Annotated in this window: 24 protein-coding genes; 13 read left to right on the top strand and 11 right to left on the bottom strand. The window is 63.9% G+C overall.

The window, feature by feature from the left end:
• Window positions 1–16: 16 nt before the first annotated feature.
• The 3 genes from tatA to tatC are packed head-to-tail and all read left to right on the top strand — an operon-like array spanning window position 17 to window position 1,576.
• Window positions 17–262, top strand: a complete 246-nt coding sequence (gene tatA / locus A9D15_RS14725) for a twin-arginine translocase TatA/TatE family subunit (RefSeq protein WP_066766341.1) — start codon at window positions 17–19, stop codon at window positions 260–262.
• A 47-nt stretch (window positions 263–309) separates the two neighbouring features.
• Window positions 310–774, top strand: coding sequence for a Sec-independent protein translocase protein TatB (gene tatB, locus A9D15_RS14720; RefSeq protein WP_066766339.1), 465 nt, complete (start codon window positions 310–312; stop codon window positions 772–774).
• 4 nt (window positions 775–778) lie between these two features.
• Window positions 779–1,576, top strand: a complete 798-nt coding sequence (gene tatC, locus A9D15_RS14715) for a twin-arginine translocase subunit TatC (protein ID WP_066766337.1) — start codon at window positions 779–781, stop codon at window positions 1,574–1,576.
• Here tatC and A9D15_RS14710 read toward each other — a convergent pair.
• Window positions 1,573–3,276: an amidohydrolase gene (locus A9D15_RS14710; RefSeq protein ID WP_066766335.1), complete on the bottom strand. Its 1,704-nt coding sequence runs from the start codon at window positions 3,274–3,276 to the stop codon at window positions 1,573–1,575. The genes tatC and A9D15_RS14710 overlap by 4 nt on opposite strands.
• 58 nt (window positions 3,277–3,334) lie before the next feature.
• On the opposite strand from A9D15_RS14710, the gene A9D15_RS14705 reads away from it, so the two are divergent.
• The 4 genes from A9D15_RS14705 to A9D15_RS14690 all read left to right on the top strand — a co-directional run bounded on the left by A9D15_RS14705 (window position 3,335) and on the right by A9D15_RS14690 (window position 12,103).
• Window positions 3,335–4,591, top strand: a complete 1,257-nt coding sequence (locus A9D15_RS14705; RefSeq protein ID WP_066766333.1) for a threonine ammonia-lyase — start codon at window positions 3,335–3,337, stop codon at window positions 4,589–4,591.
• Window positions 4,592–4,831: 240 nt separating this feature from the next.
• A complete protein-coding gene (locus A9D15_RS14700; protein ID WP_066766331.1) occupies window positions 4,832–5,695 on the top strand; it encodes an arginyltransferase in 864 nt (287 codons plus the stop codon).
• A gap of 46 nt (window positions 5,696–5,741) precedes the next feature.
• On the top strand, window positions 5,742–7,901 hold the full coding sequence (locus A9D15_RS14695) for an autotransporter assembly complex protein TamA (protein ID WP_066766329.1): 2,160 nt from the start codon (window positions 5,742–5,744) through the stop codon (window positions 7,899–7,901).
• Window positions 7,901–12,103 (top strand): translocation/assembly module TamB domain-containing protein, encoded by a 4,203-nt coding sequence (locus A9D15_RS14690; RefSeq protein WP_066766327.1) that lies wholly within the window; start codon window positions 7,901–7,903, stop codon window positions 12,101–12,103. The genes A9D15_RS14695 and A9D15_RS14690 overlap by 1 nt, the downstream gene beginning before the upstream one ends.
• Before the next feature lie 61 nt (window positions 12,104–12,164).
• On the opposite strand, the gene A9D15_RS14685 is transcribed toward A9D15_RS14690, so the two are convergent.
• The 7 genes from A9D15_RS14685 to A9D15_RS17020 all read right to left on the bottom strand — a co-directional run bounded on the left by A9D15_RS14685 (window position 12,165) and on the right by A9D15_RS17020 (window position 18,607).
• A complete protein-coding gene (locus A9D15_RS14685) occupies window positions 12,165–12,719 on the bottom strand; it encodes a fasciclin domain-containing protein (RefSeq protein ID WP_082924517.1) in 555 nt (184 codons plus the stop codon).
• A 10-nt stretch (window positions 12,720–12,729) separates the two neighbouring features.
• A complete protein-coding gene (locus A9D15_RS16860) occupies window positions 12,730–13,794 on the bottom strand; it encodes a hypothetical protein (RefSeq protein WP_066766325.1) in 1,065 nt (354 codons plus the stop codon).
• Window positions 13,795–13,930: 136 nt separating this feature from the next.
• The gene (locus A9D15_RS14675; protein ID WP_066766324.1) at window positions 13,931–15,052 is read right to left on the bottom strand and encodes a patatin-like phospholipase family protein; all 1,122 of its coding nucleotides are present in this window, start codon (window positions 15,050–15,052) and stop codon (window positions 13,931–13,933) included.
• A gap of 112 nt (window positions 15,053–15,164) precedes the next feature.
• On the bottom strand, window positions 15,165–16,574 hold the full coding sequence (gene glnA / locus A9D15_RS14670; RefSeq protein WP_066766935.1) for a type I glutamate--ammonia ligase: 1,410 nt from the start codon (window positions 16,572–16,574) through the stop codon (window positions 15,165–15,167).
• Between the two features lie 87 nt (window positions 16,575–16,661).
• Complete coding sequence (locus tag A9D15_RS14665; RefSeq protein ID WP_066766322.1) at window positions 16,662–17,000, bottom strand: P-II family nitrogen regulator; 339 nt, start codon at window positions 16,998–17,000, stop codon at window positions 16,662–16,664.
• A gap of 325 nt (window positions 17,001–17,325) precedes the next feature.
• Window positions 17,326–18,261, bottom strand: coding sequence for an N-acetyl-gamma-glutamyl-phosphate reductase (gene argC, locus A9D15_RS14660; RefSeq protein ID WP_066766320.1), 936 nt, complete (start codon window positions 18,259–18,261; stop codon window positions 17,326–17,328).
• Window positions 18,262–18,265: 4 nt separating this feature from the next.
• Window positions 18,266–18,607 carry an SH3 domain-containing protein gene (locus tag A9D15_RS17020; protein WP_229660336.1) on the bottom strand — a complete coding sequence of 114 codons (342 nt, stop codon included), beginning with the start codon at window positions 18,605–18,607 and terminating at the stop codon, window positions 18,266–18,268.
• 109 nt (window positions 18,608–18,716) lie between these two features.
• On the opposite strand from A9D15_RS17020, the gene A9D15_RS14650 reads away from it, so the two are divergent.
• On the top strand, window positions 18,717–19,199 hold the full coding sequence (locus A9D15_RS14650; RefSeq protein WP_066766319.1) for an MEKHLA domain-containing protein: 483 nt from the start codon (window positions 18,717–18,719) through the stop codon (window positions 19,197–19,199).
• A 29-nt stretch (window positions 19,200–19,228) separates the two neighbouring features.
• Here A9D15_RS14650 and A9D15_RS14645 read toward each other — a convergent pair whose 3' ends face one another.
• Window positions 19,229–20,614 (bottom strand): leucyl aminopeptidase family protein, encoded by a 1,386-nt coding sequence (locus A9D15_RS14645; RefSeq protein ID WP_066766318.1) that lies wholly within the window; start codon window positions 20,612–20,614, stop codon window positions 19,229–19,231.
• A gap of 37 nt (window positions 20,615–20,651) precedes the next feature.
• On the opposite strand from A9D15_RS14645, the gene A9D15_RS14640 reads away from it, so the two are divergent.
• Window positions 20,652–21,503, top strand: coding sequence for a PdaC/SigV domain-containing protein (locus A9D15_RS14640; protein ID WP_172807537.1), 852 nt, complete (start codon window positions 20,652–20,654; stop codon window positions 21,501–21,503).
• A 74-nt stretch (window positions 21,504–21,577) separates the two neighbouring features.
• The gene (gene map, locus A9D15_RS14635) at window positions 21,578–22,405 is read left to right on the top strand and encodes a type I methionyl aminopeptidase (RefSeq protein ID WP_066766315.1); all 828 of its coding nucleotides are present in this window, start codon (window positions 21,578–21,580) and stop codon (window positions 22,403–22,405) included.
• 120 nt (window positions 22,406–22,525) lie between these two features.
• Here the strand turns inward: map and A9D15_RS14630 are convergent, their stop codons facing one another.
• Window positions 22,526–22,843 (bottom strand): 2Fe-2S iron-sulfur cluster-binding protein, encoded by a 318-nt coding sequence (locus A9D15_RS14630; protein WP_066766313.1) that lies wholly within the window; start codon window positions 22,841–22,843, stop codon window positions 22,526–22,528.
• 132 nt (window positions 22,844–22,975) lie between these two features.
• On the opposite strand from A9D15_RS14630, the gene A9D15_RS14625 reads away from it, so the two are divergent.
• From A9D15_RS14625 to A9D15_RS14610, 3 genes are all read left to right on the top strand, one after another.
• Window positions 22,976–23,593: a DNA-3-methyladenine glycosylase family protein gene (locus A9D15_RS14625; RefSeq protein WP_066766311.1), complete on the top strand. Its 618-nt coding sequence runs from the start codon at window positions 22,976–22,978 to the stop codon at window positions 23,591–23,593.
• A 669-nt stretch (window positions 23,594–24,262) separates the two neighbouring features.
• The gene (locus A9D15_RS14615) at window positions 24,263–24,397 is read left to right on the top strand and encodes an entericidin A/B family lipoprotein (protein WP_066766303.1); all 135 of its coding nucleotides are present in this window, start codon (window positions 24,263–24,265) and stop codon (window positions 24,395–24,397) included.
• Window positions 24,398–24,577: 180 nt separating this feature from the next.
• Window positions 24,578–24,922, top strand: a complete 345-nt coding sequence (locus A9D15_RS14610; protein ID WP_066766302.1) for a cytochrome c — start codon at window positions 24,578–24,580, stop codon at window positions 24,920–24,922.
• A gap of 54 nt (window positions 24,923–24,976) precedes the next feature.
• Here the strand turns inward: A9D15_RS14610 and A9D15_RS14605 are convergent, their stop codons facing one another.
• Window positions 24,977–25,906, bottom strand: coding sequence for a hypothetical protein (locus A9D15_RS14605; protein WP_066766300.1), 930 nt, complete (start codon window positions 25,904–25,906; stop codon window positions 24,977–24,979).
• Window positions 25,907–25,931: the final 25 nt, after the last annotated feature.

Below are 25,931 nucleotides of genomic sequence, written 5' to 3'. Positions count from 1 at the left end.
TCAAGGAGAATCCCAAGTGAACGTTGGCCCCTGGCAGCTGATTATCATTGCCCTCGTTATCCTCGTGCTTTTCGGGCGCGGCCGGATTTCGGAAATGATGGGTGACTTCGGCAAGGGCATCAAGAGCTTCAAGCAGGGCATGAACGACGAAAGCGGCAAGGACATGGCCAAGGACCTGCGCCTTGAACAGTCCGCCGACGCGGCCCCTGCCGCTACCGAAACCAAGACCGCCGAGGTCAAGGAAAGCGAAAAGAAGGCCTGATCGCCTCGTCGCGGCGCGCCATCGCGCTGCACCGGCCGTAACCGCCCATGTTCGATATCGGCGCAACCGAACTCCTGCTCATCATCGTCGTGGCGGTCCTCGTCATCGGCCCCAAGGACATGCCCATGGCCCTGCGCACCGCTGGGCGCTGGATCGGCAAGTTGCGCAAGGTCTCCGGCCATTTCCGCGCAGGGCTGGACGCCATGGTGCGCGAGGCCGAGATGGAGGACATGCAGAAGGAGTGGGATCGCCGCAACGCGGAGATCATGAAGAAGCACCCTGATGCCAGCGCCGAGACCGGACAGCTGACGGACGCTTCTGCCGAAGTAGCGCCTGCTGCGGACAAGCCTGCTGACGAAGCATCGCCCGCGGCGGAAAAGGCCGATGCGACGGTCGAACCCGACGCTGCGCCCAAGTCGCTGGTGAACGACGCCGCGGCAGAGCCGAAGCCCTCGCCCAAGGGCAACACGCTGCCTTTGTTCGAAGACATGGCCGACCGGGCGAAGGACTGAACCGGTGGCATTCAAGATTTCCGATCTCGACGAGACAGAGGCCCCGCTTCTCGAGCACCTGATCGAGCTGCGCACGCGGCTTTTCCGCGCGGTGATCGCGCTGATCGTATGCTTTGCGATCTGCCTGCCGCTGGCCGACACGATCTTCGGATTTCTCGTCCGTCCGCTTACGCTGGCCTTTCCCGAAGGGCAGGGTCGGCTGGTCTATACCAAGCTTTACGAAGCGTTCTTCGTGGAGATCAAGGTCGCCATCTTCGCGGCGTTCTTCCTGTCGTTCCCGATCATCGCGAACCAGCTCTGGGCCTTCGTCGCGCCGGGGCTCTACGCGAAAGAGAAGAAGGCTTTCCTGCCTTTCCTCTTCGCATCGCCGATCCTGTTCATCGCGGGCGCATCGCTTGCTTATTTCGTCGTCATGCCGACGGCGTTCAAATGGTTCCTCGGCTTTCAGGGCATGACCGGCGGACTGCAGCAGGAAGCGCTGCCGGCGATGGGCGAATATCTCGGCCTCGTCATGCAGTTCATCCTCGCCTTCGGGATCAGCTTCCAGCTTCCCGTTCTGCTGCTGCTGCTCAACCGCGCAGGCATCGTCAGCCGTGAGCAGATGACAAAGGCGCGGCGTTATCTGATCGTGGGCATTTTCGCCGTGGCCGCCATTATCACGCCGCCCGACGTCGTCTCGCAGCTGATGCTGGCAGCGCCGCTGATCCTGCTTTTCGAAGGTTCGCTCATCCTGATGTGGTTCAGCGACCGCAAGAAGAAGAACGAGGACCCGAAGGTCCCCGCCGTGGTCGAGGACGCCTAGCGTTCCGAGGCAGGGGCAGCGACGTTGCCCTGCACCGACCAGACCTTGCGCCCGGCGATCCACGTCGACAGCACGCGCCCTTGACGAAGGTCGGCCGGGGCAGCCAGCAGCGGGTCCACCGTCACGAAGACGAAGTCGGCCCACTCGCCTTCCGCCAACGTGCCGAATTTCCCGTCCGCGCCCATCGCGTAAGCCGCGCCCGCAGTATAGGCGGCCAGCGCCTGTTCGCGGCTGATCGCTTCCTGTGGCTGCCAACCGCCGAAAGGTTCGCCGTTCGCGTCCTGCCTCGTGATGGCATCGGCCAGCCCCTCGAACACATCGGGAGTCTCGACCGGCGCGTCCGAACCGAAGGCAAGCCTCGCTCCGCCTACGAGGATCGAGCGCCATGCGTAGGCACCGGCAAGCCCATCGGGCGAAAGGCGTGTTTCGGCCATGACGCGGTCTGAAACCTGGTGGTGCGGCTGCATCGAGGCGACGACGCCAAGGCTGCCGAAACGGGGCAAGTCGGAAGGTTGCACGATCTGCGCGTGTTCGATCCGCCAACGCCGGTCGCCGGGGTAATTGTCCTTCATCTCCTGCACCGCATCGAGAACTTCCGCGTTGGCGGCATCGCCGATGGCGTGAACGGCAACCTGGAAGTCGTCCATCGCTGCGCGGCTCATCAGGTTGCGCAGCTGCGTGCCGGAAAGCATCTGCAGCCCCGTGTCACCCGGCGCATCGGCATATGGCGCAGACAGCCACGCCCCGCGCGAACCGAGCGCGCCATCGAGATAGAGCTTGAGGCCGGTCAGCTTGAGCCGGTCGCCATAGAGCCACGGCGTCGGGCCGGGACCGGCGATCGTCACCATGTCATCGACGCCGTGGGCGTAGGACACGACGCGAAGTTGCATCCGGCCGATGTCGGCCTGCCGGCGCATAGATTGCCAGTCGAGCAGGGTCGTGCCCATGTCGGCCACGGCGGTGATCCCTCGTTTCAGAAAGACGTCCTGCGCCTGCAGGAAAGCGACGTCGCGTTCCTCTGGCAGCGGAGCGGGCAGTTTCGCCTCGACCAGCTGGCGTGCCGAATCGATGAAGACACCGCTGGGCTTGCCACCGCTGCCACGCTCGATCCGGCCGCCGTCGGGCGCTTTGGTCGCGGCCGTGATACCGGCCCGCTCCATCGCGGCGCTATTGGCCCAGCCCGCGTGATCGTCGGCGCGGACGAGCCAGACCGGGCGATCGGGCACGGCGGCGTCGAGTTCGGCGGCGGTGGGCAGGCGGCCAAGGCCCCACCTGACTTCGTTCCAGCCGCGCCCGACGATCCACGGCTTGTTCGGGTTGCGGCGGGCATAGTCGGCAATTCGGTTCAGCGCCTCTGCCATCGTGTTCGCGCCCGACAGGTCCAGCCCGATGGCATTGAACCCCACGCGAGAGACGTGGACGTGCCCATCGATAAAGCTGGGGAGGAGAACGCGGCCTTCGCCGTCAACGCGGTAGTCGGGATCCTTGGGCAGCTTTGCGCCGCGGCGGTAGAGTTTCTCCACCCGCCCGTCGTCATCGATCAGCATCGCGCCGAATCGCTGAACCGATCCTTCGGCATCGACGCGGATACCGTCGACGTTGTCGACCAGCGTATCGGCATGGGCCGCAGGCGCCGCAATCGCGGCAAGAGCGGCAGTGGAGAGAACGAGATGGCGGAATTTCACGGTGCGACCAGTCATGGCGCACGGCTTAAACGGCATTTCCATTGCGCGCCATATCCGATAGGGGCCGCATCATATGACACAGGACAGCACAGCGACGACCCTGGCAGCCCAGGCGGGCCTGCCTTTCAATGCGGATGACGTTCGGCAGGCGGCAAGGAATATTGCCGGCCAGGTCGTGCGCACGCCCATTCTCCATTCGCAGACGCTGTCCAAGATTACCGGCGCGGACATCTGGCTGAAGTTCGAAAACCAGCAGTTCACTGCCGCCTACAAGGAGCGCGGCGCACTGAATGCGCTGCTGCAGCTGAACGACGAACAGCGCGCCAAGGGCGTGATCGCGGCATCGGCGGGCAATCACTCGCAGGGGCTAAGCTATCACGGCACCCGCCTTGGCGTGCCCGTCACCATCGTCATGCCGCGCACGACGCCGACGGTGAAGGTCATGCAGACCGAGAGCGTGGGCGGCAAGGTCGTACTCGAAGGCGAAACTTTCGACGAGGCGTACGCCCACGCTCGCAAACTGGAAAAGGAACTGGGCCTCACGTTCGTGCACCCCTTCGACGATCCGGTCGTCGCGGCGGGGCAGGGGACCGTGGGCCTCGAGATGCTGGACGACGTGCCCGAACTCGACACGCTGGTCGTGCCGATCGGCGGCGGCGGATTGATCTCGGGCATTTCCACGATCGCGAAATCGATCAATCCCGATATCGAGATCATCGGCGTGCAGGTCAAGCTCTACCCGTCGATGTTCGCGCGCATCAAGGGCGGAGACTTGCCCTGCGGCGGCGACACGCTGGCCGAGGGCATTGCCGTGAAGGCACCGGGCGAGATCACCTCGCAGGTCATCAAGGCGCTAGTCGACGACATCCTGCTCGTCGACGAAGCCGCGCTGGAAAACGCGGTCTCGCTGCTGCTGCAGATCGAAAAGACCGTGGTCGAGGGCGCGGGCGCGGCAGGGCTTGCTGCCGTGTTGAGCCACCGTGACCGTTTTGCCGGGCGCAAGATCGGCCTCGTTCTGTGCGGCGGGAATATCGACACGCGCCTGCTGGCCAACGTGTTGCTGCGCGATCTGGCGCGGTCGGGCCGTCTCGCAAGGCTTCAGATCACGTTGCAGGATCGTCCCGGCGCACTGTTCAAGGTGATGCACGCCTTCGACCAGCACAACGTCAACATCATCGAGATCTATCACCAGCGCATCTTCACGACGCTGCCGGCCAAGGGTCTGATCACTGACATCGAGTGCGAGGCGCGCGACCGCAAGCAGATCGAGGCCCTCATCGCCTCGCTCACCAGCCAGGGATATACCGTGCGTGAGGCGGAACTCGCCTGAGGGGGAAGGCGTATAACTTGCGGTGGTGCTGGATGGCCCGGAACGGGTTGGCCCGTTTTGTGTCAAATGGCCTCATCGTGGTTAATGGTCTTTAACACTTTCGCCTTGTGAGGCATAAGGAGGTCACGCGTTCGGCGGCGGCTTTCCTGGTTCGCCCACCGGCGCAAGCGGCAGGATGGCCGGCCCAGTGCCCCGGGTCGGCCCCTCCCTATGAAGAACAAGAGGTAACAAGGTAGCTTCGTGACCGCCCCGGTTCGTTTCCCCCGCTTCTACGTGACCGCGCCCGCGCCGTGTCCGTACCTTGCGGGCAGACAGGAACGGAAGGTCTTTACCGAGCTTGGCGGCCCCGATGCGGACGCGCTCAACGATGCCCTTGGCCGAATCGGTTTCCGTCGCAGCCAGACTGTCGCCTACCGCCCGTCCTGCGCGGGCTGTAATGCCTGCGTTTCGGTGCGAGTCGTGGCAAGCGAATTCAAGGCGTCGAAGTCGCAGGCCCGCACGTTGAAGGCCAATTCCGACCTTGTCGCCACCGCCTGCCGGCCGTGGTCGACGGTCGAACAGTACGAGCTTTTGCAGAAGTACCTGGCATCGCGTCATCCCGGCGGCGGAATGTCCGCAATGGACGAGATGGACTATGCCGACATGGTCGAGCAGACGCCCGTCACCAGCTATATCGTCGAATATCGCGAACCGTCCGAAGGCGATAAGCCCGGTCGGCTCGTCGGAGCATGCTTGACGGACCGACAGAACGATGGTCTTTCAATGATCTATTCGTTCTACGACCCGCAGCACGAGAACCGGTCAGGGCTTGGAAACTACATCATCCTCGACCACATCAGGCGCTCTGCCGCGGCAGGGCTCGCCTACGTTTATCTCGGATACTGGATCGAGGGATCGTCCCGGATGCAGTACAAGATCCGCTTCCGTCCGCTCGAACGGCTCGGTGCGGACGGGTGGGAGCGTTTCGACGCCGAAAGGCAGAGCTCCCTCATCGCCGGCGTCTTCGCCAGCCCCGGCGAAAGCCGCGAAGGCGAAGGACTGTCTAAGGACGGTATCGTCGATCAGCGGTCGCTTAAAAATCCCGACACCGTTCCGCAGGACTGAGCTTTTCATCACGCGCGCGTCGCGGACCGCCCTCGTCGGCGGAGCAATGGCGCTTGTCCTTTCCTCGCTGACGATCAACCCTGCTTTCGCGCAATCCGCCGATGCAGAGCTTGAGGATCTCATCCCCGATGCAGCCGTCGCAGACCCCGAGGGGTGGGCGATGGAGACCGAGGCCGCGCAAACGCCCGACGATAGCGGCCCCGATCCCGACACGCCGCTGGACGGTGAGGGCGAGTTCACACTGCCTTGGCCCGACGACGATTTCGACGTCGCCTTCGAGCCGCTCGAAGAAGACCCCGAGCTGACCGAGGCGTTGTCCCGCCGCGCGCCGCGCCCTGCCGCCGATATCGCGCTTCCCGAAATGGCCGAGGAAGAGAGCGAGGAAGAGGCCGAACGGGTCAGCAACGAAGTCTCGAAACGCATTACGCTGCGCTATCCGTCGAGCTTCGCCGAGTTCGAGAACATCGACGAGTTCGAACAGCGTTTCCGCGACTTGTCCGACATCATCCTGTTGGCCGACAAGGACGACAACCTTGCCCAGCTTGCCAACCGCGCGAAGGCGGACATGGAACTGCTGCAGACGCTGCTGTCGGTCTATGGCTACTACGACGGCAGCGTGACGCAGCGCGTGCAGACCCCGCGCGAGGGTGAGGGCAGCGGCGAAAACGGCACGATCCAGGCGAGCGACGCGCGCTTCACGTTCACCATCGATCCGGGGCCGCGCTACAAGTTCGGCGCAATCGACCTTGGCGAACTGGGCGCGGTCGGCGCAGATTACGACACGTTGCGCTCGGCCTTCGAGATCGACACCGGCGATTATATCAACGAAGACACGATCGTCTTCGAACGTATCGACCTCGATGTGGCGCTGGGCGAAAACGGTTACGCCTTTGCCGAAGTCGGCGCGCCCGAACTGACCATCGACCATGCGCGCGACGAGGGCGACCTTGCCCTGCCGGTCACACCGGGCGGCAAGTACGTATTCGGCTCGGTTGTCAGTACGCTGCCCAAATTCCTGTCGGGCAAGCACCTTGCCGAAATTTCGCGTTTCGACGCAGGCGACGTCTACAAGGAAAGCGATGTCGAGGACCTGCGCCGCGCGATCCTTGCGACGGGCCTGGTCTCAACGCTCTCGATCGAACCGCGCGAAGTGCAGGCACCTGCCAATGGCGAACCCGGCGTCGTCGAACTCGACGTCGACATGACAGAAGGCCCGCTGCGCACGATTGCCGGATCGCTGGGGTATGCCAGCACCGACGGTTTCCGCGCCGAGGCGAGTTGGGAGCATCGCAATTTCTTCCCGCCCGAGGGAATGCTGCGCGTCCGGGCCATCGCGGGTACGCAGGAGCAGTTGCTGGGCGCGACGGTGCGCCGCAACAACTGGCACGGGCGCGACAAGGTCATCTCGCTCGACGTCTTTGCCAACACGATCGACCGCGACGCCTATGAGGCGCGCACCCTTTCGGCGATCGCGAAGTACGAACGGCTCTCGACGCTGATCTTCCAAAAGGAACTGTCCTACTCGATCGGCCTCGAACTGGTCGCAACGCAGGAACGCGAAGGCACGCTGGATGGACAGGTCGGCCCGCGCGAGACCTATTTCGTCGCCGCGCTGCCGGGCCGCGTGCTGCTGGACCAAAGCGACGACCTGCTCGATCCCACGAATGGCTGGCGCCTCGAAGGCTGGGTCTCGCCCGAAGTTTCGCGCAACAACGGCACGCAATCGCTCTATGCGCGCAGCTATGTCGAGGGCCGCTATTACCAGCCGGTCAGCGATTCGATCGTGCTGGCCGCGCGCGCCAAGGTCGGCACGATCCAGGGCACCGCGCTCGATCATATCGCGCCTTCGCGCAGGCTATATGCCGGTGGCGGCGGGTCGGTTCGCGGCTACGGCTACCAGCAGATCGGCCCCAAGGACAGCCTCGGCGATCCGAGCGGCGGGCGTTCGCTGACCGAGCTTTCGATGGAAGCCCGCGTGCGCACCGGTTTCATGGACGGTGCGATCTCCGTGGTACCGTTCGTCGATGCAGGCGCGGTCGACACGACCACGACACCGCGCCTGCGGGATCTGCAGTTCGGGGCGGGTATCGGTATCCGCTATCACACCAACTTCGGACCGCTGCGCGTCGATCTTGCAACGCCCATCAACCGGCGTCCGGGTGACAGCCGCATCGCGGTCTATGTCGCGCTGGGTCAGGCGTTCTGATGGCGGACGAGACCGACATGACCGTGCCCGAACAACCGCCGGCACCAGAGGCTGCGCCCGCGAAGCCCAAGCGCGACTGGGGCAAGTACTGGCGCAGGCGCATCGCCGCGGGGCTTCTCGGTCTCGTCCTGTTGCTGGGGGCTGGCGCGTTGCTTCTCGACAGTTCGATCGGCCACCGCTTCATCACCAACAGCCTTGCATCCTTTGCGCCGGCATCGGGCCTTCGCATCAAGGTCGGGCGGATCGAGGGTTCGGTCCTGTCGCAGGCGACGCTGCACGACGTGCGGTTCTATGACCTTGAGGGCGAGTTCCTCTCCGTGCCCGAGGTCGAGCTCGACTGGCGCCCGCTCGAATGGTTCACCAGCGGGCTCGACGTGCGCAAGCTCGTCTTGCATCGCGGCACACTGAGCCGCCTGCCCTCACTCAATCCCGGCGATCCGGACGCGCCGCTCCTGCCCGACTTTCCGATACGCGTGGACCGGCTGGAGATAGACCGGCTTTACGTCGACGAGGCGGTTGCCGGCATCGGGCGCTACGTTGACCTGAAGGCCAGCGCCGACATTGCGAGCGGTCGGGCCAAGCTCAACGTCATCAGCGACCTTGGCGAAGAAGATGACATTTTCCTGAGACTCGATGCGTCGGAAAAGGACGATCGGCTCGACCTGATGGCCCGCTACAACGCGCCAGTGGGCGGGTTCCTTGCGGGGCTGGTCGGTGCCGAGGAAGATGTCGACGCGATCATATTCGGCGACGGCACCTGGACCGATTGGGATGGCAAGCTGCACATCCGTCAGGGCGGGGCCACGTTCGCGGCCTTCAAGCTGGGCAAGAAGGACGATGTCTACACCGCGCTCGGCCAAGTCGTGCCCGATGGCTACTTGACCGGCATTCCGGCGCGCGCCGTGGGCGAAAAGCTGTCGGTTCGGTTGGCGACGAAGTTCGAGGAGAGCGTCTTCGACGGCAAGGCTATGTTGGTCGGACAAGGCGGCTGGGTCCAGGCCGACGGCACCGTCGACCTTGCCGACAACCTGTTCGACCAAATGGCGGTGCAGGCGCGCGTGAAGGACCCGATGCTTTTGGGCATGCGGGCCGAGGGTTTGCGCGCATTCCTCGACCTCGACGGTGATTTCGACGATCTCGATATCGGCTACCGCGTCCGTTCGACCCGCATCGCGGCGGGTGAAACGCAAGTCGCGGGGCTTCTCGCCAGCGGTGACGCGAAGTGGGACGGCAAGACACTGACCCTGCCGCTGAACGCACGGGCGGACCGCATCGCGACGGGTGTCGCCCTGCTCGACCCGAGGCTGGAAGGTGCGGCGCTGACGGGCACGATCACCTATGGCGATGGTCGTGTGGCATCGGACGAACTGGTCTTCGATGCGCCGGGTGTCGATGCGAAAATGACCCTGCTCGGCAATACGAACGCGGGCCGTTACACGCTCGCCGGACCGATCGCGATGCAGGGCGTGCAGCTTGAAGGTATGGGCCGCGCCAACGTGCTCGCGGACCTGCGCGCCGTGATCGGCGGGCCGCAGGGCTGGTCGGTTACCGCAGACCTCGACGGCAAGCTGACCAACGTGACCAACGCGACACTTGCGAACCTTGCCGGTCCGGCCATCGCGGTGCGGGCAGACATCAGCGCGGCGGGCAATGCGCCGGTGCTGGTCCGCTCGGCGCGGGTATCGTCGAAGAACCTCAAGCTCAACGTGTCCGGCCGCCGGGCGGTCGATGGCACCGTGACGCTGACCGGCAGCGGCGAACAGGCGAGCTACGGCGCCTTCACTGTCGACAGCACGATCGACGGCGCGGGGCCGCACGCCGTTCTCGTATTTGCAGAGCCGGTGCCCTCCGCAGGGCTGCGCGATGTGCGCGTGGCGATCGATCCGACCGACGACGGGTTCGAAATCGATACCGAGGGTCAGTCGATGCTTGGCCCGTTCGACGGCACGGCTTTCGTCGTCATTCCCGCAGACGGCCCGACAAGGATCGACATCGACCGGCTGACCGTGACCAATACCGACGTGACCGGCTCGCTCACGCTTGGCGAAGGCGGGGCGACCGGCGACCTTGCCATGACCGGCGGTGGTGTGGACGGTACCATTAGCCTTGCCCCCGATGCCGAGGGGCAGGGCGTGAACGCCGACGTCATCCTGCGCAATGCGCGATTCGAAGGCGAACCCGCGATTACAGTGCGTGCCGCGCATATTGTTGCCAATGGCACGATCGGCGATGCCACCACGATCAAGGCGGGTGTGAACGCGCAAGGGATCTCCCGCGGCAATTTGTTCATTGGCAGGTTCGCGGCAGAAGGCGAAATGCGCGACGGCATAGGCAGCTTCAACGCCCGCCTTGCCGGTCGCCGGACACAGCGGTTCAACTTGCGCGTCGTGGGCGATGTCTCGCCCGAACGCATTTCGGTCGGTGCGCGCGGGCGCTATGCGGGCGAACGCATCACGATGCCGCGCCGTGCGGTGCTCAACAAGATCGACGGCGGCTGGGCGCTCGAGCGCACACAGCTCAATTTCGCGGGCGGCGGGATCCTTGCCGAAGGGCAATTCGGGGATGCAAACGCGATGACCGTCAAAGTCGCCGACATGCCCCTGAATATCGCGGACCTGTTCATGCCCGACCTCGGCCTTGGCGGCTCGGTTTCGGGCGTGGTCGAATTCGACGATGCGCCAGGTCGTCTGGCGACGGGCAATGCGCGGCTGAAGTTCGACGATCTGACTCGCTCCGGCCTCGTCCTGACCTCGCGGCCCATCGACATTCTCATGGCCGCGAACCTTAGCGCTACGGACCTGCAGACCCGTGCCCTGTTCAAGCAAGACGGCAACAGCAGTGGCAGGTTGCAGGCGCGTATCTCCGCTCTCCCACCGAGCGGGGGACTGGTCGAACGTCTGCGCGCAGGACGGCTGTTCGGGCAGATGCGGTATGCCGGTCCGGCGGACTCGCTCTGGCGCCTTGCAGCCATCGAGGTTTTCGACCTTACCGGCCCGATCGAGGTCGCAGGCGACGTGACCGGCACGCTCGACAACCCGGTAGTGCGCGGCACGCTGAAGGCAGAGGACATGCGCCTGCAATCGACGCTTACGGGCACGGACGTGACCGGCATTTCAGCGCGCGGCAGTTTCGACGGTTCGATCCTGCGCCTCTCGCGTTTTTCCGGAACGGCGTCGAACGGCGGTTCGGTTTCGGGCAGCGGGTCGATCGACATGTCGGACATCGCCACGAACGGCGTCGGCATGGACATCCGCGTCGCCGCGCGTGACGCGCGTTTGCTCAATCGCGACGACATGGCCGCAACAGTCACCGGTCCGCTGCGTATTGTGGCGAAGAACAATCGCGGCACGATCGCCGGACGGCTCGACGTGATCAGCGGGCGGTGGAAGCTCAACAATGCCTCTGCCGAAGCGACGCTGCCCAATGTCGCCAAGCGAGAGCTCAACACCCCGCCCGACAGGCAGGAACGTGCCGCAGCATCCGCGCCGTGGCGTTACCTGATCAACGTCAACGCCAACAACCGCTTCACCGTCACCGGCATGGGGCTCGACAGCGAATGGTCCGCCGACGTCCAGGTTCGCGGGACGACCGCCGCGCCGCGCATCCTGGGCGAGGCGAACCTCGTGCGCGGAGGTTATGAATTTGCGGGCAAGCGTTTCGAACTGACGCGCGGGCGCATCCGGTTTTCGGGCGAAAGCCCGCCCGCGCCGCGTCTTGATGTCGTCGCGCAGGCCGATATCGAGGATATCAACGCGACGATCTCGATCACCGGTACCGCGCTCGCCCCGCAGATCGCATTCAGCTCGATCCCCGCGCTGCCCGAGGAAGAGGTGCTTTCGCGTCTGCTGTTCGGCGATTCGATCTCGAACATCTCTGCGCCCGAAGCGCTGCAGCTGGGGGCGGCGCTGGCCTCGCTTCAGGGCGGCGGCGGCGGTGGGCTGGACCCCATCAACAAGCTACGCAGCGCCATCGGGCTGGATCGCCTGCGCGTCGTCGGCGCGGACGAGGCGCTGGGCCGCGGAACCAGCGTGGCGGTGGGCGAATACCTTGGCCGCGATCTCTATGTCGAGCTTGTCACCGACGGGCAGGGCTATAGCGCGACGGAACTCGAATACCGCGTTACCGCATGGCTCTCGCTGCTGGCGACGATATCCTCGATCGGCGGCAACGGGATCGAGGCCGAGATTTCCAAGGACTACTGAGTGTGCAACGAAAACGCCGGCCCCCGAAGGGACCGGCGTCAAACGTCGCCAGTTCTGAAGGTCAGATCTTGCGAAGGATCGTGTCAATCGGAATGGCCGAGCCGTTGCTCGTCATCACTGCGTCACCTGCGAAATGCGCTTCGCTGCCGTCGGACGAAGTGACGGTGATCGAACCGTCCTCTGCCTTAGCGAAAGTGACCGTCGTGTCGCCCATCGTCTTCATTTCGACCGGGCCGCCGGTGTCGTCGATGGCCTTGCCGATATCGTTGCCCGACATCGCGCCGGGCAGGATGTGATCGCGCAGCACTTCGGCCAGAAGCGCGCGGTTCGCCGGATCGTCGAGTTGGAGCGACGAGGCCGCTTCGAACGCGGCGTCATCGGGCGCGAGAAGCGTGTAGTTTGCCGTGCCGTCGAAGATTTGCGCGAGGCCGCTTTCGTTGAGTGCGCTGCTTGCGCTCGACAGCGAGTCTGCGCTGGCCAGCTGACTGGCGAGGGTGTCGTTGCTTACGGTTTCGCCGGTCGCCGCTTCCTCGCTGCCCGAACAGGCAGCGAGGGGAAGCGCGAAGGCGAGTGATGCGGCGATCAGGAGACCGCCCTTGCGGTTGAACTTGCTCACGTCAGTCTCCTCAGATCAGCAGTTCGATCGCGGCCGCGACGAGCTGGGTCGTCGGGTCGATTTCGTAGACGTAGCCATCACTGTAGCGATACATAGCGTTCGGGCCGTCGACGTAACGGTCGCGGTAGCCGTAGGGCACGTTGTAGACGTCGTAGCCCATCGGCATCCGCTGCCCGACCGTGAAGGTGTCACCTGTCAGCAGTGCGGCGACCGAAGTGATCGCGGCCGTTTCCGGATCGACGCGGTAGAGAGCATTGTCGGCATAGCGATAGCTGCCCGTGGGGCCGAGGCCATAGTAGCTTTCGTAGTACGAAGGCACCGGCTGGTAATCGAACCACGAGGGCCAGACGTTACCCGTCGACAACGCACCGCCCAAAAGCGGATAGTAGCCGAGGATCGTGCCCGCGCTCGACAGGCGAACGAGATTATTGTCATAATAGCGATAACGACCGTCGATCAGGCCCGGGAGGCCCCACCAGTTGGCCCGGTCGTAATCGTAATAGTCGCGCTTTACGAGGCCGGGCGGGTTGCAGCCATTGTTCTTCTTGGCCAGCCCCGGGGGGCAGCCATCGATCAGGCCGTAATCGCGGGCGATCTTGTCGCGGAACGAATAGCGGATGACTTCATAGCCATCGCTGCCGTTACCCTTCCCGCGGTTGGCAATACGGATGTTGCCCGAATTGCCATTTCCGTTACCGCGCACGACAGCCTTGGCATTGCCGTTGCCGGTAATCTTGACGGCCGAATTGCCGTTACCGCGGTTGGCGTTCCCGGCATTGCCGTTGCCATTCCCGTTACCGTTACCGTTACCGTTGCCGCGAACGGCGACGTTTTTCGCGTTGCCGTTACCGTTACCGCGATTGCCATTGGCCTGCGCGACCTTGGCACCGGAATTGCCGTTGCCGCGGTTCGCCTGGCCATTGCCATTACCGCCGCCGTTGTTCTTGGCCGCAGCGGCGGAATTACCGCCGCCCTTGCCATTACCATTGCCGCCGCCATTGCCATTTCCGGGCTGGGCATAGGCCCCGCCGGCCGCGAGAGCGATAGCAGCAACGCCCATCACAAAATTTCGCATGTCAAAACTCCTTTCGCCACCAACGGCCCTGACGCTGCGCCGTTCCTGACGCGCGGCAAGCGGTGCACCAAGGCGGGACAGGGCGAAGAGTTGAGACGACGGGCAGAGGGGCCTTAACCGGCCGTTTAGCTGCCGTTCAGTAGAGTTCGGAGGTCAGGTCGAAAGTGTTGATACCCCCGACCCCACGCTCACGCCCCGTCCAGCGATCATCGTGCAGCGAAAGGTGCGCATCGCGGTGGCCGGTCTGCCAGTGTTCGTCGATCGTGTAGCGCGAGAACTCGTAGTCCTTGGAATGGCTCTCGCTCATTTCGCTGCGGTTGATGAGGTGCATCACCGAGACCCCGCCATGCGTGGGCAACTGCGCCAGCATCTGCACATCAGGATCGGAGCAAAGCTCTGGCGGGAGCTTCGCCATCAGGCGGCGGGCCGCGTCGCGCAGTTCCTCCAGATGCTTGTTGAGATCGGTGTTGAGGCGCGTCCTGCTGGAAAAGCGGATGTCCTTCTCGCGCTGGAGCGCATCGGGCATCGTGACCGGCATCCGCCCGCGCGCGCTGAACAGATCGACCTGGAAGATGGTGAGCCCGCCGCAAGGCGTCGTGTCCAGCACGTATTGCAGCGGCGTATTGGATACGATGCCGCCGTCCCAGTACGGTTCTCCGTCGATGAAGACTGGCGGGAAACCGGGCGGCAGTGCGCCGCTGGCCATGATGTGTTCGGGCCCGATCGTGCGTTCGCGGTTGTCGAAATAGACAAAGTTGCCCGTCAGCACATTGACCGCCCCGACGCTGAGACGCAGCCCCTTGGGCTCGTTGATGAGGTCGAAATCGACGAGTTCGAGCAGCGTCTTTTTCAGCGGCGCGGTGTCATAATAGCTGAGCGACTGTGGCTCGTCGGGCCAGAACACGCCGGGCGGGATCAGGCGCGGGTGGAAGAAGCCGGGAATACCGGTTGCGGCGACGACTGCGGCGGAGAATTCGTTGAACCAGCGGCGAGCTTCGCCATCCCGGCTGGGGGAGGGGAACGTGACCCGCGAGGATGCAAGGTCCCAGAAGGCGCGCAACCGTTCCACGCGGCGCTCTGGCGGGTTGCCTGCGATGATCGCGGAGTTGATCGCCCCGATCGATATCCCTGCGACCCAGTTCGGGGTGGTGCCGCATTCGGCCAGTGCTTCGTAAACGCCCGCCTGGTAGGAGCCGAGTGCGCCGCCGCCCTGCAGGACGAGGACGTTTTCTTCGGCGCTCGGTTCAGCCTTTGCCATGCCTGCAATATGGCGCGTTCATGCTGCATTGCAACACACGCCTGCGTACCGCCAAAGAGAAAGGGCGCCCGGTTTCCCGGACGCCCTTTCGCTGTCGTCTGATCGCGAAGGATCAGGACGAATAGTACATGTCGTACTCGACCGGGCTCGGCGTCTGTTCGAAGCGGTAGACTTCTTCCCACTTCAGTTCGACGTAGGCATCGATCTGATCCTTGGTGAACACGCCGCCTTCGAGAAGGAAGTCGTGGTCGGCCATCAGCGATTCCAGGGCCTCGCGCAGCGAGCCGCAGACGGTGGGAACTTCGGCGAGCTCTTCCGGCGGAAGGTCGTAGAGGTTCTTGTCCATGGCGTCGCCGGGGTGGATCTTGTTCTTGATCCCGTCGATGCCTGCCATGAGCAGGGCAGCCGAAGCGAGGTAGGGGTTCGCCAGCGGATCGGGGAAGCGGAATTCGACGCGCTTCGCCTTTTCGCCTGCACCATACGGAATGCGGCACGAAGCCGAACGGTTGCGGGCCGAGTAGGCCAGCAGAACCGGCGCTTCGAAGCCCGGGACGAGACGCTTGTAGCTGTTCGTCGTCGGGTTGGTGAAGGCGTTGATGGCCTTAGCGTGCTTGATGACGCCGCCGATGTAGTAGAGGCAGGTGTCCGAAAGGCCGGCATAGCCGTTACCCGCGAACGTGTTCTTGCCGTTATTCCAGATCGACATGTGCGTGTGCATGCCCGAACCGTTGTCCATGCGGATCGGCTTGGGCATGAAGGTCGCGGTCTTGCCATAGGCCTGGGCGACCATCTGCACGACGTACTTGTAGATCTGCACGCGATCGGCCGTGGTGGTCAGTGTGCCGAAAGTGATGCCAAGCTCGTGCTGGGCAGCGGCCACTTCGTGGTGGTGCTTGTCCATCGGCAGGCCCATTTCGACCAGCGTGGAAACCATCTCGCCGCGGATGTCCATGCAGCTGTCGACCGGCGGGACGGGGAAGTAGCCGCCCTTGGCGCGCGGACGGTGACCGAGGTTGCCGCCTTCGTAGTCCTTGCCGGTGTTGCCGGGCAGTTCGATGTCGTCGATCTTGAAGCCCGAACCGTCGTAGCCGTCGTAGAACTTCACGTCGTCGAACATGAAGAATTCCGGTTCGGGGCCGACGTACACGGTGTCACCGAGGCCGGTCGACTTGAGGAATTCTTCTGCACGCTTTGCGGTCGAACGCGGATCGCGCGAGTAGAGCTCGCCCGTCGAGGGTTCGACGATGTCGCAGAACAGAACCATCATCGGCGTTGCCGAGAACGGATCGATGTAGGCAGCGTCAAGGTCGGGCTTGAGGATCATGTCCGATTCGTTGATGGCCTTCCAGCCTTCGATCGACGAACCGTCGAACATCAGGCCCTGCTCCAGCTCGTCCTCGCCAAGCGGCTCGGCCAACATCTGGAGGTGCTGCCACTTGCCCTTGGGGTCGGTAAAGCGGAGATCGACCCATTCGATCTCTTCGTCCTTGATCCTTTTGAGGATGTCCTTTGCAGAGGCCATTTTCATCCCTTTCGATTGGTGTGTCCCGGTGTCATTTCCGGGGGATGGCACTATACGGATCGGGCCCTGTCAGGCCCGTGGGTTAACTCAGACCGCGTCGGCGTCGCGTTCGCCGGTACGGATGCGGATTGCGGTCTCGATCGGGGAGACGAAGATCTTGCCGTCGCCGATGCGGCCCGTCTGGGCAGCGCCAGCGATCGCTTCGATCACGCGTTCGGCAAGGTCTGCCGTGACGACGACTTCAAGCTTCACTTTCGGCAGGAAGTCGACGACGTATTCCGCGCCGCGGTAGAGTTCGGTGTGGCCCTTCTGACGGCCAAAGCCCTTCGCCTCGGTCACGGTGATGCCGGTGACGCCCACTTCGTGCAGCGCTTCCTTCACCTCGTCGAGCTTGAACGGCTTGATGATCGCTTCGATCTTTTTCACGTCTGTACTTCTTACGCCCCCGCGCTTCGATCCGTGTGCATGGCGCGACCGGTAACTTTCATTCCATCCGGTACGCCGGTGGTCGTTCCCGCCAGAACGGAGCGGCGCGCAACATGCACCGAGCCGTTAAACAAGAATCGTGCCACCTCTCTGATGTGCGGCAACCTAGGCGATGGAATAGGGGGGCGAAAGGGGTATTGCGGCGATTGCGAAGGTTTTTGCTGCGCGTTTTGCCGCTGGTGCGAAACGATCCGTCAGCTAGTTGCGCGAAACCGGCAACTTCGTGCCCAAAATTGAGGCTTTGCCCAAAAATCAGGCACGATTTTCAGCGGTCGAGACGAAGCCCGGTCGCGCCCGGCAGGCCTGCCATGACGTTGAGGTTCTGCAGCGCCGCACCGCTTGCCCCCTTGCCGAGATTGTCGAGCACGGCGACGAGCCGGGCCTGTTCGCCCTGCTTGCCGCCGAAGACATGGATGTCGAGCCCGTCCCAAGGCTGCGTATCGCCGGCAAGGGTGATCTCGGTCATCTCTGCCATCTCGGGCTTTACCGTTACGATCGCGCTGCTTTCGTAGAAGCTGGCCAGCGCATCGCGCAGGTCATCTGGCGTCGAGCCGAGGAAGGCCGACGCCGGCAGGGCGACTTCGACGATCATGCCGCGGAACGTCGGCACGACGGCAGGCGAGAAAAGCGGCGGGCGTACCAGCCCTGCGTGCGCCGCCATTTCCGGCAAGTGCTTGTGCCCGCCGTGCAGCGCATAGCCGAGGAAGGCCGGGGCCGGTTCTTCACCCTCGTACCTGGCGATCATGGCTTTGCCGCCGCCAGAATAGCCAGAGACCGCGTGGCAGCCATAGGGCCAGTCGGCAGGGATCAGCCCTGCCCGCACCAGCGGCGCGACGAGGCTGATGAAGCCAGTCGGGTAGCACCCCGGATTGGAGACGAGGCGAGCATTACGCACATTCTCGGCGCCGACGATTTCGGGGAAGCCGTAAGTCCATCCCTCCGCAACGCGATGCGCGGTCGATGCGTCGATCACGCGCGTGCTGTCGTCGCGCAGCATATCGACAGAGGCGCGTGCGGCATCGTCGGGCAGGCACAGGATCGCGAAATCCGCCGCGTTCAGCGCGTCGGCGCGGGCACTGTCGTCCTTGCGTAGTTCGTCGGGAAGAATGATGACAGAAAAGTCGTCGCGGCTTTCGAGCCGTTCGGCGATTTCCAGTCCGGTCGTACCGGCAGCGCCGTCGATGAAAACGCGGGCGCCCATGACCTCAGGCCTGCGTCAGCTGATCGAGCGCGACATAGCCCACGGCGCCGTCGCCATCGACAACGCCCCAGGCCCATCCGCCTGCCATGTCCAGCACGTCGAAGGCACTGCCTTCGAAAAGCTGACCCAGCACTTCGGCATCGTCCCGCGCGGCCGACAGCAGCGCGCAATCCGATGCCAGTTTGTGCGGCATCGGCACCGCGTAGTGCGGCACGAAGACTTCGCCAGCCAGCCGGATATGCGCAAGATCGCCGCGCACAGGCAGGACCGTGCCGCGCTCGTGGCGCGACGGACCGGCAAGGGCGAAGCTCTGGATCGCGGGGCTATCGGTATACTGGCTGGACAATGGTCTGGTAATTCTTGTGTGGTTCGAACCGCGGCGCTTAAACCGCGTGATCGGGAAGGGCAACCCGGCAGATGGTCGCAGAAATAGCTTAAGGGGCGATTGAAACACGATGGAGTGCAATTACGACCGCGATGCGGATCGCCGCGTGATCGAGGCGAACGCGGGCCTGCCGCGCATCGCGCTGATCGCGGCGAGCCACTTGCGCGTGACGGGAAAGCCGCTCGTGCCGGACGGCACCGACTTCGCCCATGCGCTGTGGCATCTGCCTGCCGTCGTGCTGGCACATGGGACCGAGGACGATCCGTTGTTCTTCTATGCCAATCGCGCCGCGCTCGACCTGTTCGCTCTGACCGGTGAACAGTTGCTGGACATGCCTTCGCGCCTGTCCGCCGAAATGCCGGAGAGGGGCGAGCGGGAGAGCTTGCTGGCACAAGTTCGCGACCGGGGCTTCATCGACGATTATAGAGGCGTGCGCATCGCATCCACCGGCCAGCGCTTCCGCATCGAGGCAGCGACGGTCTGGAACCTTGTGGATAAGGGTGGCGTGAGGATGGGGCAGGCCGCGACCTTCGACCGTTGGGTCGCGCTTTAGCGTTGGCCGCAGCTGCCGACTGGCACGCCTTAACCGTTGTACCTCTTCTTCAGCATCTGCCACGCCGCGCGCAGGCCAAGCGCCGCGCCGCCCTTGGGACGGCCCGGCTTTGCCGCCGGACGCCATGCAAACGTGTCGAAATGGGCCCATTCTATGCCCTCTGCGACAAATCGGTCGAGGAACAGGGCCGCCGTCGTTGCACCGGCGAAACCGCCGCTGGCAGAATTCACCATGTCGGCGATGTCGCTCTTCAGCATCTCGCGGTACCCGTCGTGCAACGGCAGGCGCCAGCAGGCATCGTCATACGCAAGGCCCGCTTCGAGAAGCGCATCTGCCGTGTCGTCCTGCCGCGTGAACAGCGCGGGCAAGTCGGGCCCCAGCGCAACGCGAGCAGCACCCGTCAGCGTCGCGAAATCGATGATGAGCCCTGCGCCGTCCTCGCTCGCCTTCGTCAGGGCGTCGCCCAGCACCAGGCGGCCTTCGGCGTCGGTGTTTGTCACCTCGACCGTCAAACCCTTGCGCGTGGCCAGCACGTCGCCGGGCCGGAAGGCGTTGCCCGAAATCGCGTTCTCGACAGCGGGGACCAACAGGTGCAGGCGGACCTTCAGCCGCTGACCCATGATGAGCGAGGCGAGGGCCAAGGCATGGGCCGAACCGCCCATGTCCTTCTTCATCAGCGCCATTCCGCTGGTCGGCTTGATGTCGAGCCCGCCCGAATCGAAGCAGACGCCCTTGCCGACGATGGCGATGCGCGGCGCATCGGCAGGGCCCCATTCCAGCTCGATCAGGCGCGGGGCATGGCTGCGCGCAGCGGCGCGGCCCACGGCGTGGACCATGGGATAACCCTTTTCGAGAGCGTCGCCGCGCGTGACGGTCAGCTTGGCATCGAACTTCTTGGCAAGGCGCGCGGCTTCGGCCTCAAGCGCTTCGGGCCCCATATCTTCGGACGGGGTGTTCACAAGGTCGCGAACGAAGTTCACCGCCTCGGCCTCGGCGATCATGCCGTCGATCGCGGCGACGTCCTTGGTAAGGAGCATGCGCGGGCCTTCGGCGTCCTTGTCGTCCTTGTAGCGGGTGAAGGCATATTGCGCGCTCTGCCAGCCGAAAAGCGCCGCGCCCGCATCGCCAGTGGCAAGGCGGTAGGTTCCGGCAGGCAGCACTTCGGCCAGCTTGGCAAGGCACCAGGCGGAAAGCTTTTCGGTGTCGGCAACGCCGCCGACCGCAAACCATGCATCGCCATCGGGGACGACCGCCGTCTGGTATCCCTTGCCGGTGAATTTCTGCGCGGCGAGGTTTGCGCGCTGCGAAGCGGTCAGTTTTTTCGACCAGTCGTCGAAGCCATCTGTGTCGACGAGGTGGATCGGGGTTGCGTCCTGCCCGCGATCGGGCTGAATAAGTGCGTCTTTGTCGGTCATGACCGTGGCAGTAGCCTTTCGGGAAAGAGATATGCGAGTGAAATCTGTGCTCATCGGAACGGCACTGGCCCCCTTCCTGTTCCTTGGTGGCTGCGGCCCGTCGTCCGAGGCTCCGCCTGAGGAGCCTGCTGCCGGCGCGGTCGCAATGGCCGATGCGGGCGAGGGCGGCCCGACCGCAGAAGCGACTGCTGACAGCGCGGACGCGAAAGGCTTTTCGCAGAAGGTTAACGCGGGCGGCGAGACTGGCCGGTTCCAGTTCGAATATTCGTGGCCCGCGCAAGTCTCGGCCGTTCCATCGCTTGTCGCCCGCTTCGATGCCGAGCGCGCGGCCGCCTATGCCAATTGGCGGGGCGAATGGGACGAGGCGCAGGAGGACACCGTCATGGCCGACTGCGTATCGTGCAGAAGTCGTGGCTATGACAAGGAGTGGAGCGTCGTGACCGACCTGCCGCGCTATCTCTCGCTTTCGGCCAGCGTCTATTCCTATACCGGCGGCGCGCATGGGATGACCGTTTACGATGCGCTTGTCTGGGACCGCGAGAAAGAGGTCGCGATCAAGCCGATCGACATGTTCCGCAACACGCAGGTTCTGGATGCGGCGGTGCAGGACGACTTTTGCGACCATCTCGACAAGGCGCGGGCAAGAAAGCGTGGCGGGCCGGTGAAGCGCAATGGCGATCCCTTCTACGACTGCATCGCGCCGGTCGCCAATTCGACCGTCATTCTGGGCTCTGCCGGCAAGCAGGGGTTCGACCGCGTGGGCTTCCTGATCCCGGCCTATAATGCGGGGCCCTATGCGGAAGGGACCTACGAAGTGACGCTGCCGGTCACGCCTGCGCTGCTCGACACGGTGAAGCCCGAATATGTCCGCGCATTCCAAGTGCGCTGATAAGCTCGGCCAGTTGCGCTGATATGCTTCGCTCCCCCTCGTAAATCGGGGGAAGGGGCGCTACATGCACTGTCATGACCGAATACATGACAGTCGACGAACACGACATGCTGCCGCGCGACGGCACGATCAAACTGCACGGCCCGGCGGGCTTTGAAGGGATGCGCAAGGCCGGGCGCCTTGCGGCCGAAATCCTCGACGCGATGGTCCCGCTGATCAAGCCGGGCGTCACCACCGCGCAGATCGATGACGAAGTACGCCGCCTGACGCTTCAGGGCGGGGCGGTGCCGGCAACGATGGGTTATCGCGGATATGCCCATTCGTGCTGCATCTCGATCAACCACGTGGTCTGCCACGGCATTCCGGGGGCCAAGACGCTCAAGGAAGGGGACATCCTCAACATCGATGTCACCCCGATGCTGGATGGCTGGCACGGTGATTCGAGCCGGATGTACATCGTGGGCGAGGCACCGCTGAAGGCAAAGCGCCTTGTCGAGGTGACTTACGAATGCCTGATGATCGGCATCGAGAAGGCAAAGCCGGGCAACCGGCTGGGCGATATCGGTGCAGCTATCCAGAAGTACGCCGAAAGCCACCGGTATGGCGTCGTGCGCGATTTCTGCGGGCATGGCCTTGGCCGCCTGTTTCACGACGCGCCCGAAGTGATCCACGCAGGGCGCCCCGGCACCGGCCCCGAACTGAAGCCCGGCATGTTCTTCACGATCGAGCCGATGATCAATCTCGGCAAGCCGTCGGTGAAGCTGCTGGAAGACGGCTGGACGGCCGTGACGCGGGACCGTTCGCTCTCGGCCCAGTTCGAGCATTCGATCGGCATTACCGAAGACGGCTGCGAGATCTTTACCGAGAGTCCGAAGGGCCTGCACAGCCCGCCCTACATGTGATGAAAATGGGGCCGGGTAAGGCGTTTTCCGGGCCCCAGAAAAGAGATTGCCCCGGCGCTGCGCGGCACCGGGGCTTCTCTCCTCTCCGAACTCGTATGCGGCCAGTTTGCCGCGTCGCGCTCAGTCTTCCGGCGCGATGGTAACTTTAAGGCCGTCAGTCTCCGCGTTGAGCGGCAGCTGACAGGACAGTCGCGAGTTCTCGTTGCGATGGTCCGAACTGTCAAGCAGATCGTCCTCGTCCTCGCTCACTTCCGGAAGCTTGTCCTTGAATGCGGGGTCGACATAGACGTGGCAGGTCGCACACGAACAGCAGCCGCCGCACAGCGCGAGGAGTTCGTCGAAACCGTTGTCGCGGATCGCTTCCATGACCGTCAGGCCATCGTCCGCCTCTACGGTGGACTCGGTTCCTTCGCGGTTCACGACGATCAGCTTGGGCATTGGTTCTCGCTTGTCCTTCGCTTACGGATCGCCTGGCGGGCATATCCGTTTAAACTCTGGCGGGGCTGCTACTGGCTGGAAGTGCAATTGGCAAGTGGTCAGTGAAATATCCGGCAAGCAAAGGGTGCGATCTTGGGATTATCTCGAAAGCAGTTGAAGGCCGGCCTTGATGCGATTGCCGCACACGAACCCGCGATGGCGCAGGCGATCGAGGCGGTCGGCTATCCCGACGAACGCATCCGCGACCGGGGCTATCGCACCATGCTGCGCACAATCGTGGGCCAGCAGGTGTCGGTCGCGGCAGCCGATTCGGTATGGCGCAAACTCGAAGCGTTGCTGGGCGAGACGATCCCGCCCGAGGAGCTTCTGGCCAGCGAATTCGACGCCCTGCGCGCCTGCGGACTGTCGCGGCAGAAGCAGGGCTATGCGCGTTCGCTCTGCGAGCTGGTGACGGCGGGCGAGGTCGATTTCGAAAACCTGCCCGCCGATGACGAGGAAGCGATTGCTGCGCTGACCCGCATCAAGGGCATCGGGCGCTGGTCGGCCGAAATCTACCTGTTGTTCGCCGAGGGGCGAGAGGACATCTGGCCGGCCGGAGACCTCGCCGTGCAGGTCGGCATGGGCAAACTGCTGGACCTTCCCGACAGGCCGAGCGAAAAGGAAACGCGCGAGCTGGCCGAACCGTGGCGCCCCCATCGCGGCGCGGCGGCGGTGTTCATCTGGCACTACTACCAGAACCCGGCGCTCTGATCTCTGATCCGCGTCATGGTGGCCTGCAAATCGCGTCGCGGCGCGCTTCCGGTGCTCACGTACTGAAGTACGCTGCGCTCCGGGTCTCATCGCGCCACGTTTTTCGGCGAACCCTGACAGGGATCTGATATTGCCGCGGGTTACAAAGGTGACACCCTGTCACCCTGCGCTATTCCCGAAAAAGCGCAGAGTTGAGCCATTCGCGAGTCATCGGTCAGGGTGACGCATTGCGGCGGGAAACGACGATCTGAAACAGCGGCGCGCACCATGACGACGTGCCGCGATGTAGGACAGGGCTTTCTACGGCTCCTTCTGTCCCCGACAAGCGGCCATTGCGCGCTTCGCATCCGACGGGCGCGTTAACCTGTGTTCTCATGGCCCCGACACCATCAACCGGTTCGGAGAGCGCGCTTGCAGTACACCACCCTCGGCAACAGCGGCCTTGTCGTCTCTCGCCTCGCATTCGGGGCCGGTTCGCTGGGTGTGGGCGAGACGCTGCCCGGCCTTCGCCAGAACATCGGTTGTGATGGTGGCGAACAAGCTCGGCATCCAGCCTCGTCTTGTCGCGTTCCGCGCGGGCCTTCCGGAACCAACTGTGACCGGTAACGTTGCGTTCATTATCAACATCCTGGCGGGCTCCCTCTCAGGCCGCTGCACCGGAGAAAGACTATGAAGAAACTTCTGACCGTCATGGCCCTCGGCACCTCGATGGTGCTCCTTTCGGCCTGCAACACCGTCAAGGGTCTTGGCGAAGACGTGGAATCGGTCGGCGAATGCGCTGACGGCGTCGAAGGCAACTGCTAAGCCGCACCCGCGTTACCGACGCAATAAAGAGGCGCTGCCCATGGGCGGCGCCTTTTTTGGTATTGGCGAAAGGGTCGGGCGCGGCAAGGTTGGCCTTGATGCGGGATGTAGGTTAATCTGGCTTCGGTGCCCTCGACCTTAGAAAGGCCCGCCATGCCGTTTTGCCGATCGATCGCTGCATTGACCACCGCCCTGTTGTGCGCGTGCGGGCACACCGTCAGCGATCCTCCTGCTGCAAACTCGCAACTCGCTCCTGCAAAGGCCGAACAGACACAGATTGCGCGTGGCCATGCGTTTGTTGCTGCGAAATGCAGCGGATGCCATGCGGTAGAGCCGGGCATCGAACCGCCCAATCCGCAGGCGCCCAGCTTCGTGGCGGTCGCAAACGAGATGGACTTCACTCCCGAAAGGCTGCGCGAGTTCTTTCTCGACGGGCACGACGATCCGTTTGCGATGACGATCCTGCTTGAAGAGGACGAGGCCGAGATTGCTACGGCCTACATCATGTCACTCCGCTCGCCTTGAGAGTGCGCAGGGAGAGTGCACAGGAACTGAATCCCGCAAGGCCCGGCCACGCGCTCAGCTTCCAGCTACCGTTATCCTTGTGAACAGGCCCTTCGCCTGCGCATCCGGTACTTCGGCGGTGATCCCGTATTCGCCTTCTTCCAGAACGACGGTGAAATAGGCGGTCGAGCCTTCGGGCATGTCGTGAATGCCGCCCACGAATTTCGCGGGCGCAGGCGTCTGCTGGCCATCGACGGGGAAGAAGTCGGGCCAGCGCGCAGCGGCATCCACATCGGTGTCGGCATCGATGCGAAACACGTGCGCGTCGTGGCCGACGAAGTCGTTGTAAAGCTGTTGCTGCACGAATTCGGCGCGCACCGTGTTTTTGCCCGGTACGAAAGCGCCGTCGGTAATCTCGTAACCCTGATTCGAAATCGCCAGCGTCACGTTGGCTTGCGGCTCCGCCATGCCGCCGTCTTCTGGAAGGACCGTCAACGGCAGGACCATGCCGAGTTCGCCCGGCGTGGGGTTGAAATTGTGCTGCACCCCGTTCGACTTCACGTAGCATTCGACGATGTAGTTGCCCGGCTCAAGGAACATCGTCGCCTCTCCGGTCACTCCGTCGGACATCATGCCCGGCCCGCCGAGGTACTTGATGTCGCCCAGCCACGCGGGGAAGGTCGAGGCGATCTGCGCGGCCTTTTCGCCGTCGCCTTCGATCATCGCGGTCAGGCTGGCCTGGATCGGGCGCACGACCTCTTCGTCCAACATTTGCGCTGTCACGCCATCGGGCAGGCGATAGACCAGCCCATGGTGCGTCATCCCGCCGCCGTTGTTGATCCGCACCGTCGTCCAGCCAGACTTGATCGTGTCGGGACCGACGAACTTCAGCCCCTCTACATCCAGTTCAAGGACGTTCTGTGCAGGCTCGTCCTGCTCAGGCGCAGGCGCGCTGCAAGCGGCCAGGCACAGCGCCAATAGCGATGCGATGATGATGCGATGCATGGTCCACTTCCCCCCTATTCAGGGG

This window comes from Croceicoccus pelagius (assembly GCF_001661915.1).
In the GTDB taxonomy this organism is placed as follows: Bacteria; Pseudomonadota; Alphaproteobacteria; order Sphingomonadales; family Sphingomonadaceae; genus Croceicoccus; species Croceicoccus pelagius.
Note: the sequence above shows the minus strand (reverse complement) of the source record. Positions and strands in the feature narration are given on the sequence as shown.

What these genes read in the sequence shown, in the direction of transcription:
- map (WP_066766315.1), top strand. Translation starts at nt 21,578, where the DNA reads ATGACCGAATACATGACAGTCGACGAACACGACATGCTGCCGCGCGAC.
- A9D15_RS14710 (WP_066766335.1), bottom strand. Translation starts at nt 3,276, where the DNA reads ATGACTGGTCGCACCGTGAAATTCCGCCATCTCGTTCTCTCCACTGCC.
- A9D15_RS14630 (WP_066766313.1), bottom strand. Translation starts at nt 22,843, where the DNA reads ATGCCCAAGCTGATCGTCGTGAACCGCGAAGGAACCGAGTCCACCGTA.
- A9D15_RS14705 (WP_066766333.1), top strand. Translation starts at nt 3,335, where the DNA reads ATGACACAGGACAGCACAGCGACGACCCTGGCAGCCCAGGCGGGCCTG.
- tatB (WP_066766339.1), top strand. Translation starts at nt 310, where the DNA reads ATGTTCGATATCGGCGCAACCGAACTCCTGCTCATCATCGTCGTGGCG.
- A9D15_RS14650 (WP_066766319.1), top strand. Translation starts at nt 18,717, where the DNA reads ATGGAGTGCAATTACGACCGCGATGCGGATCGCCGCGTGATCGAGGCG.
- A9D15_RS14615 (WP_066766303.1), top strand. Translation starts at nt 24,263, where the DNA reads ATGAAGAAACTTCTGACCGTCATGGCCCTCGGCACCTCGATGGTGCTC.
- glnA (WP_066766935.1), bottom strand. Translation starts at nt 16,574, where the DNA reads ATGGCCTCTGCAAAGGACATCCTCAAAAGGATCAAGGACGAAGAGATC.
- A9D15_RS14690 (WP_066766327.1), top strand. Translation starts at nt 7,901, where the DNA reads ATGGCGGACGAGACCGACATGACCGTGCCCGAACAACCGCCGGCACCA.
- A9D15_RS14645 (WP_066766318.1), bottom strand. Translation starts at nt 20,614, where the DNA reads ATGACCGACAAAGACGCACTTATTCAGCCCGATCGCGGGCAGGACGCA.
- A9D15_RS14605 (WP_066766300.1), bottom strand. Translation starts at nt 25,906, where the DNA reads ATGCATCGCATCATCATCGCATCGCTATTGGCGCTGTGCCTGGCCGCT.
- A9D15_RS14695 (WP_066766329.1), top strand. Translation starts at nt 5,742, where the DNA reads ATGGCGCTTGTCCTTTCCTCGCTGACGATCAACCCTGCTTTCGCGCAA.
- A9D15_RS16860 (WP_066766325.1), bottom strand. Translation starts at nt 13,794, where the DNA reads ATGCGAAATTTTGTGATGGGCGTTGCTGCTATCGCTCTCGCGGCCGGC.
- argC (WP_066766320.1), bottom strand. Translation starts at nt 18,261, where the DNA reads ATGGGCGCCCGCGTTTTCATCGACGGCGCTGCCGGTACGACCGGACTG.
- A9D15_RS14675 (WP_066766324.1), bottom strand. Translation starts at nt 15,052, where the DNA reads ATGGCAAAGGCTGAACCGAGCGCCGAAGAAAACGTCCTCGTCCTGCAG.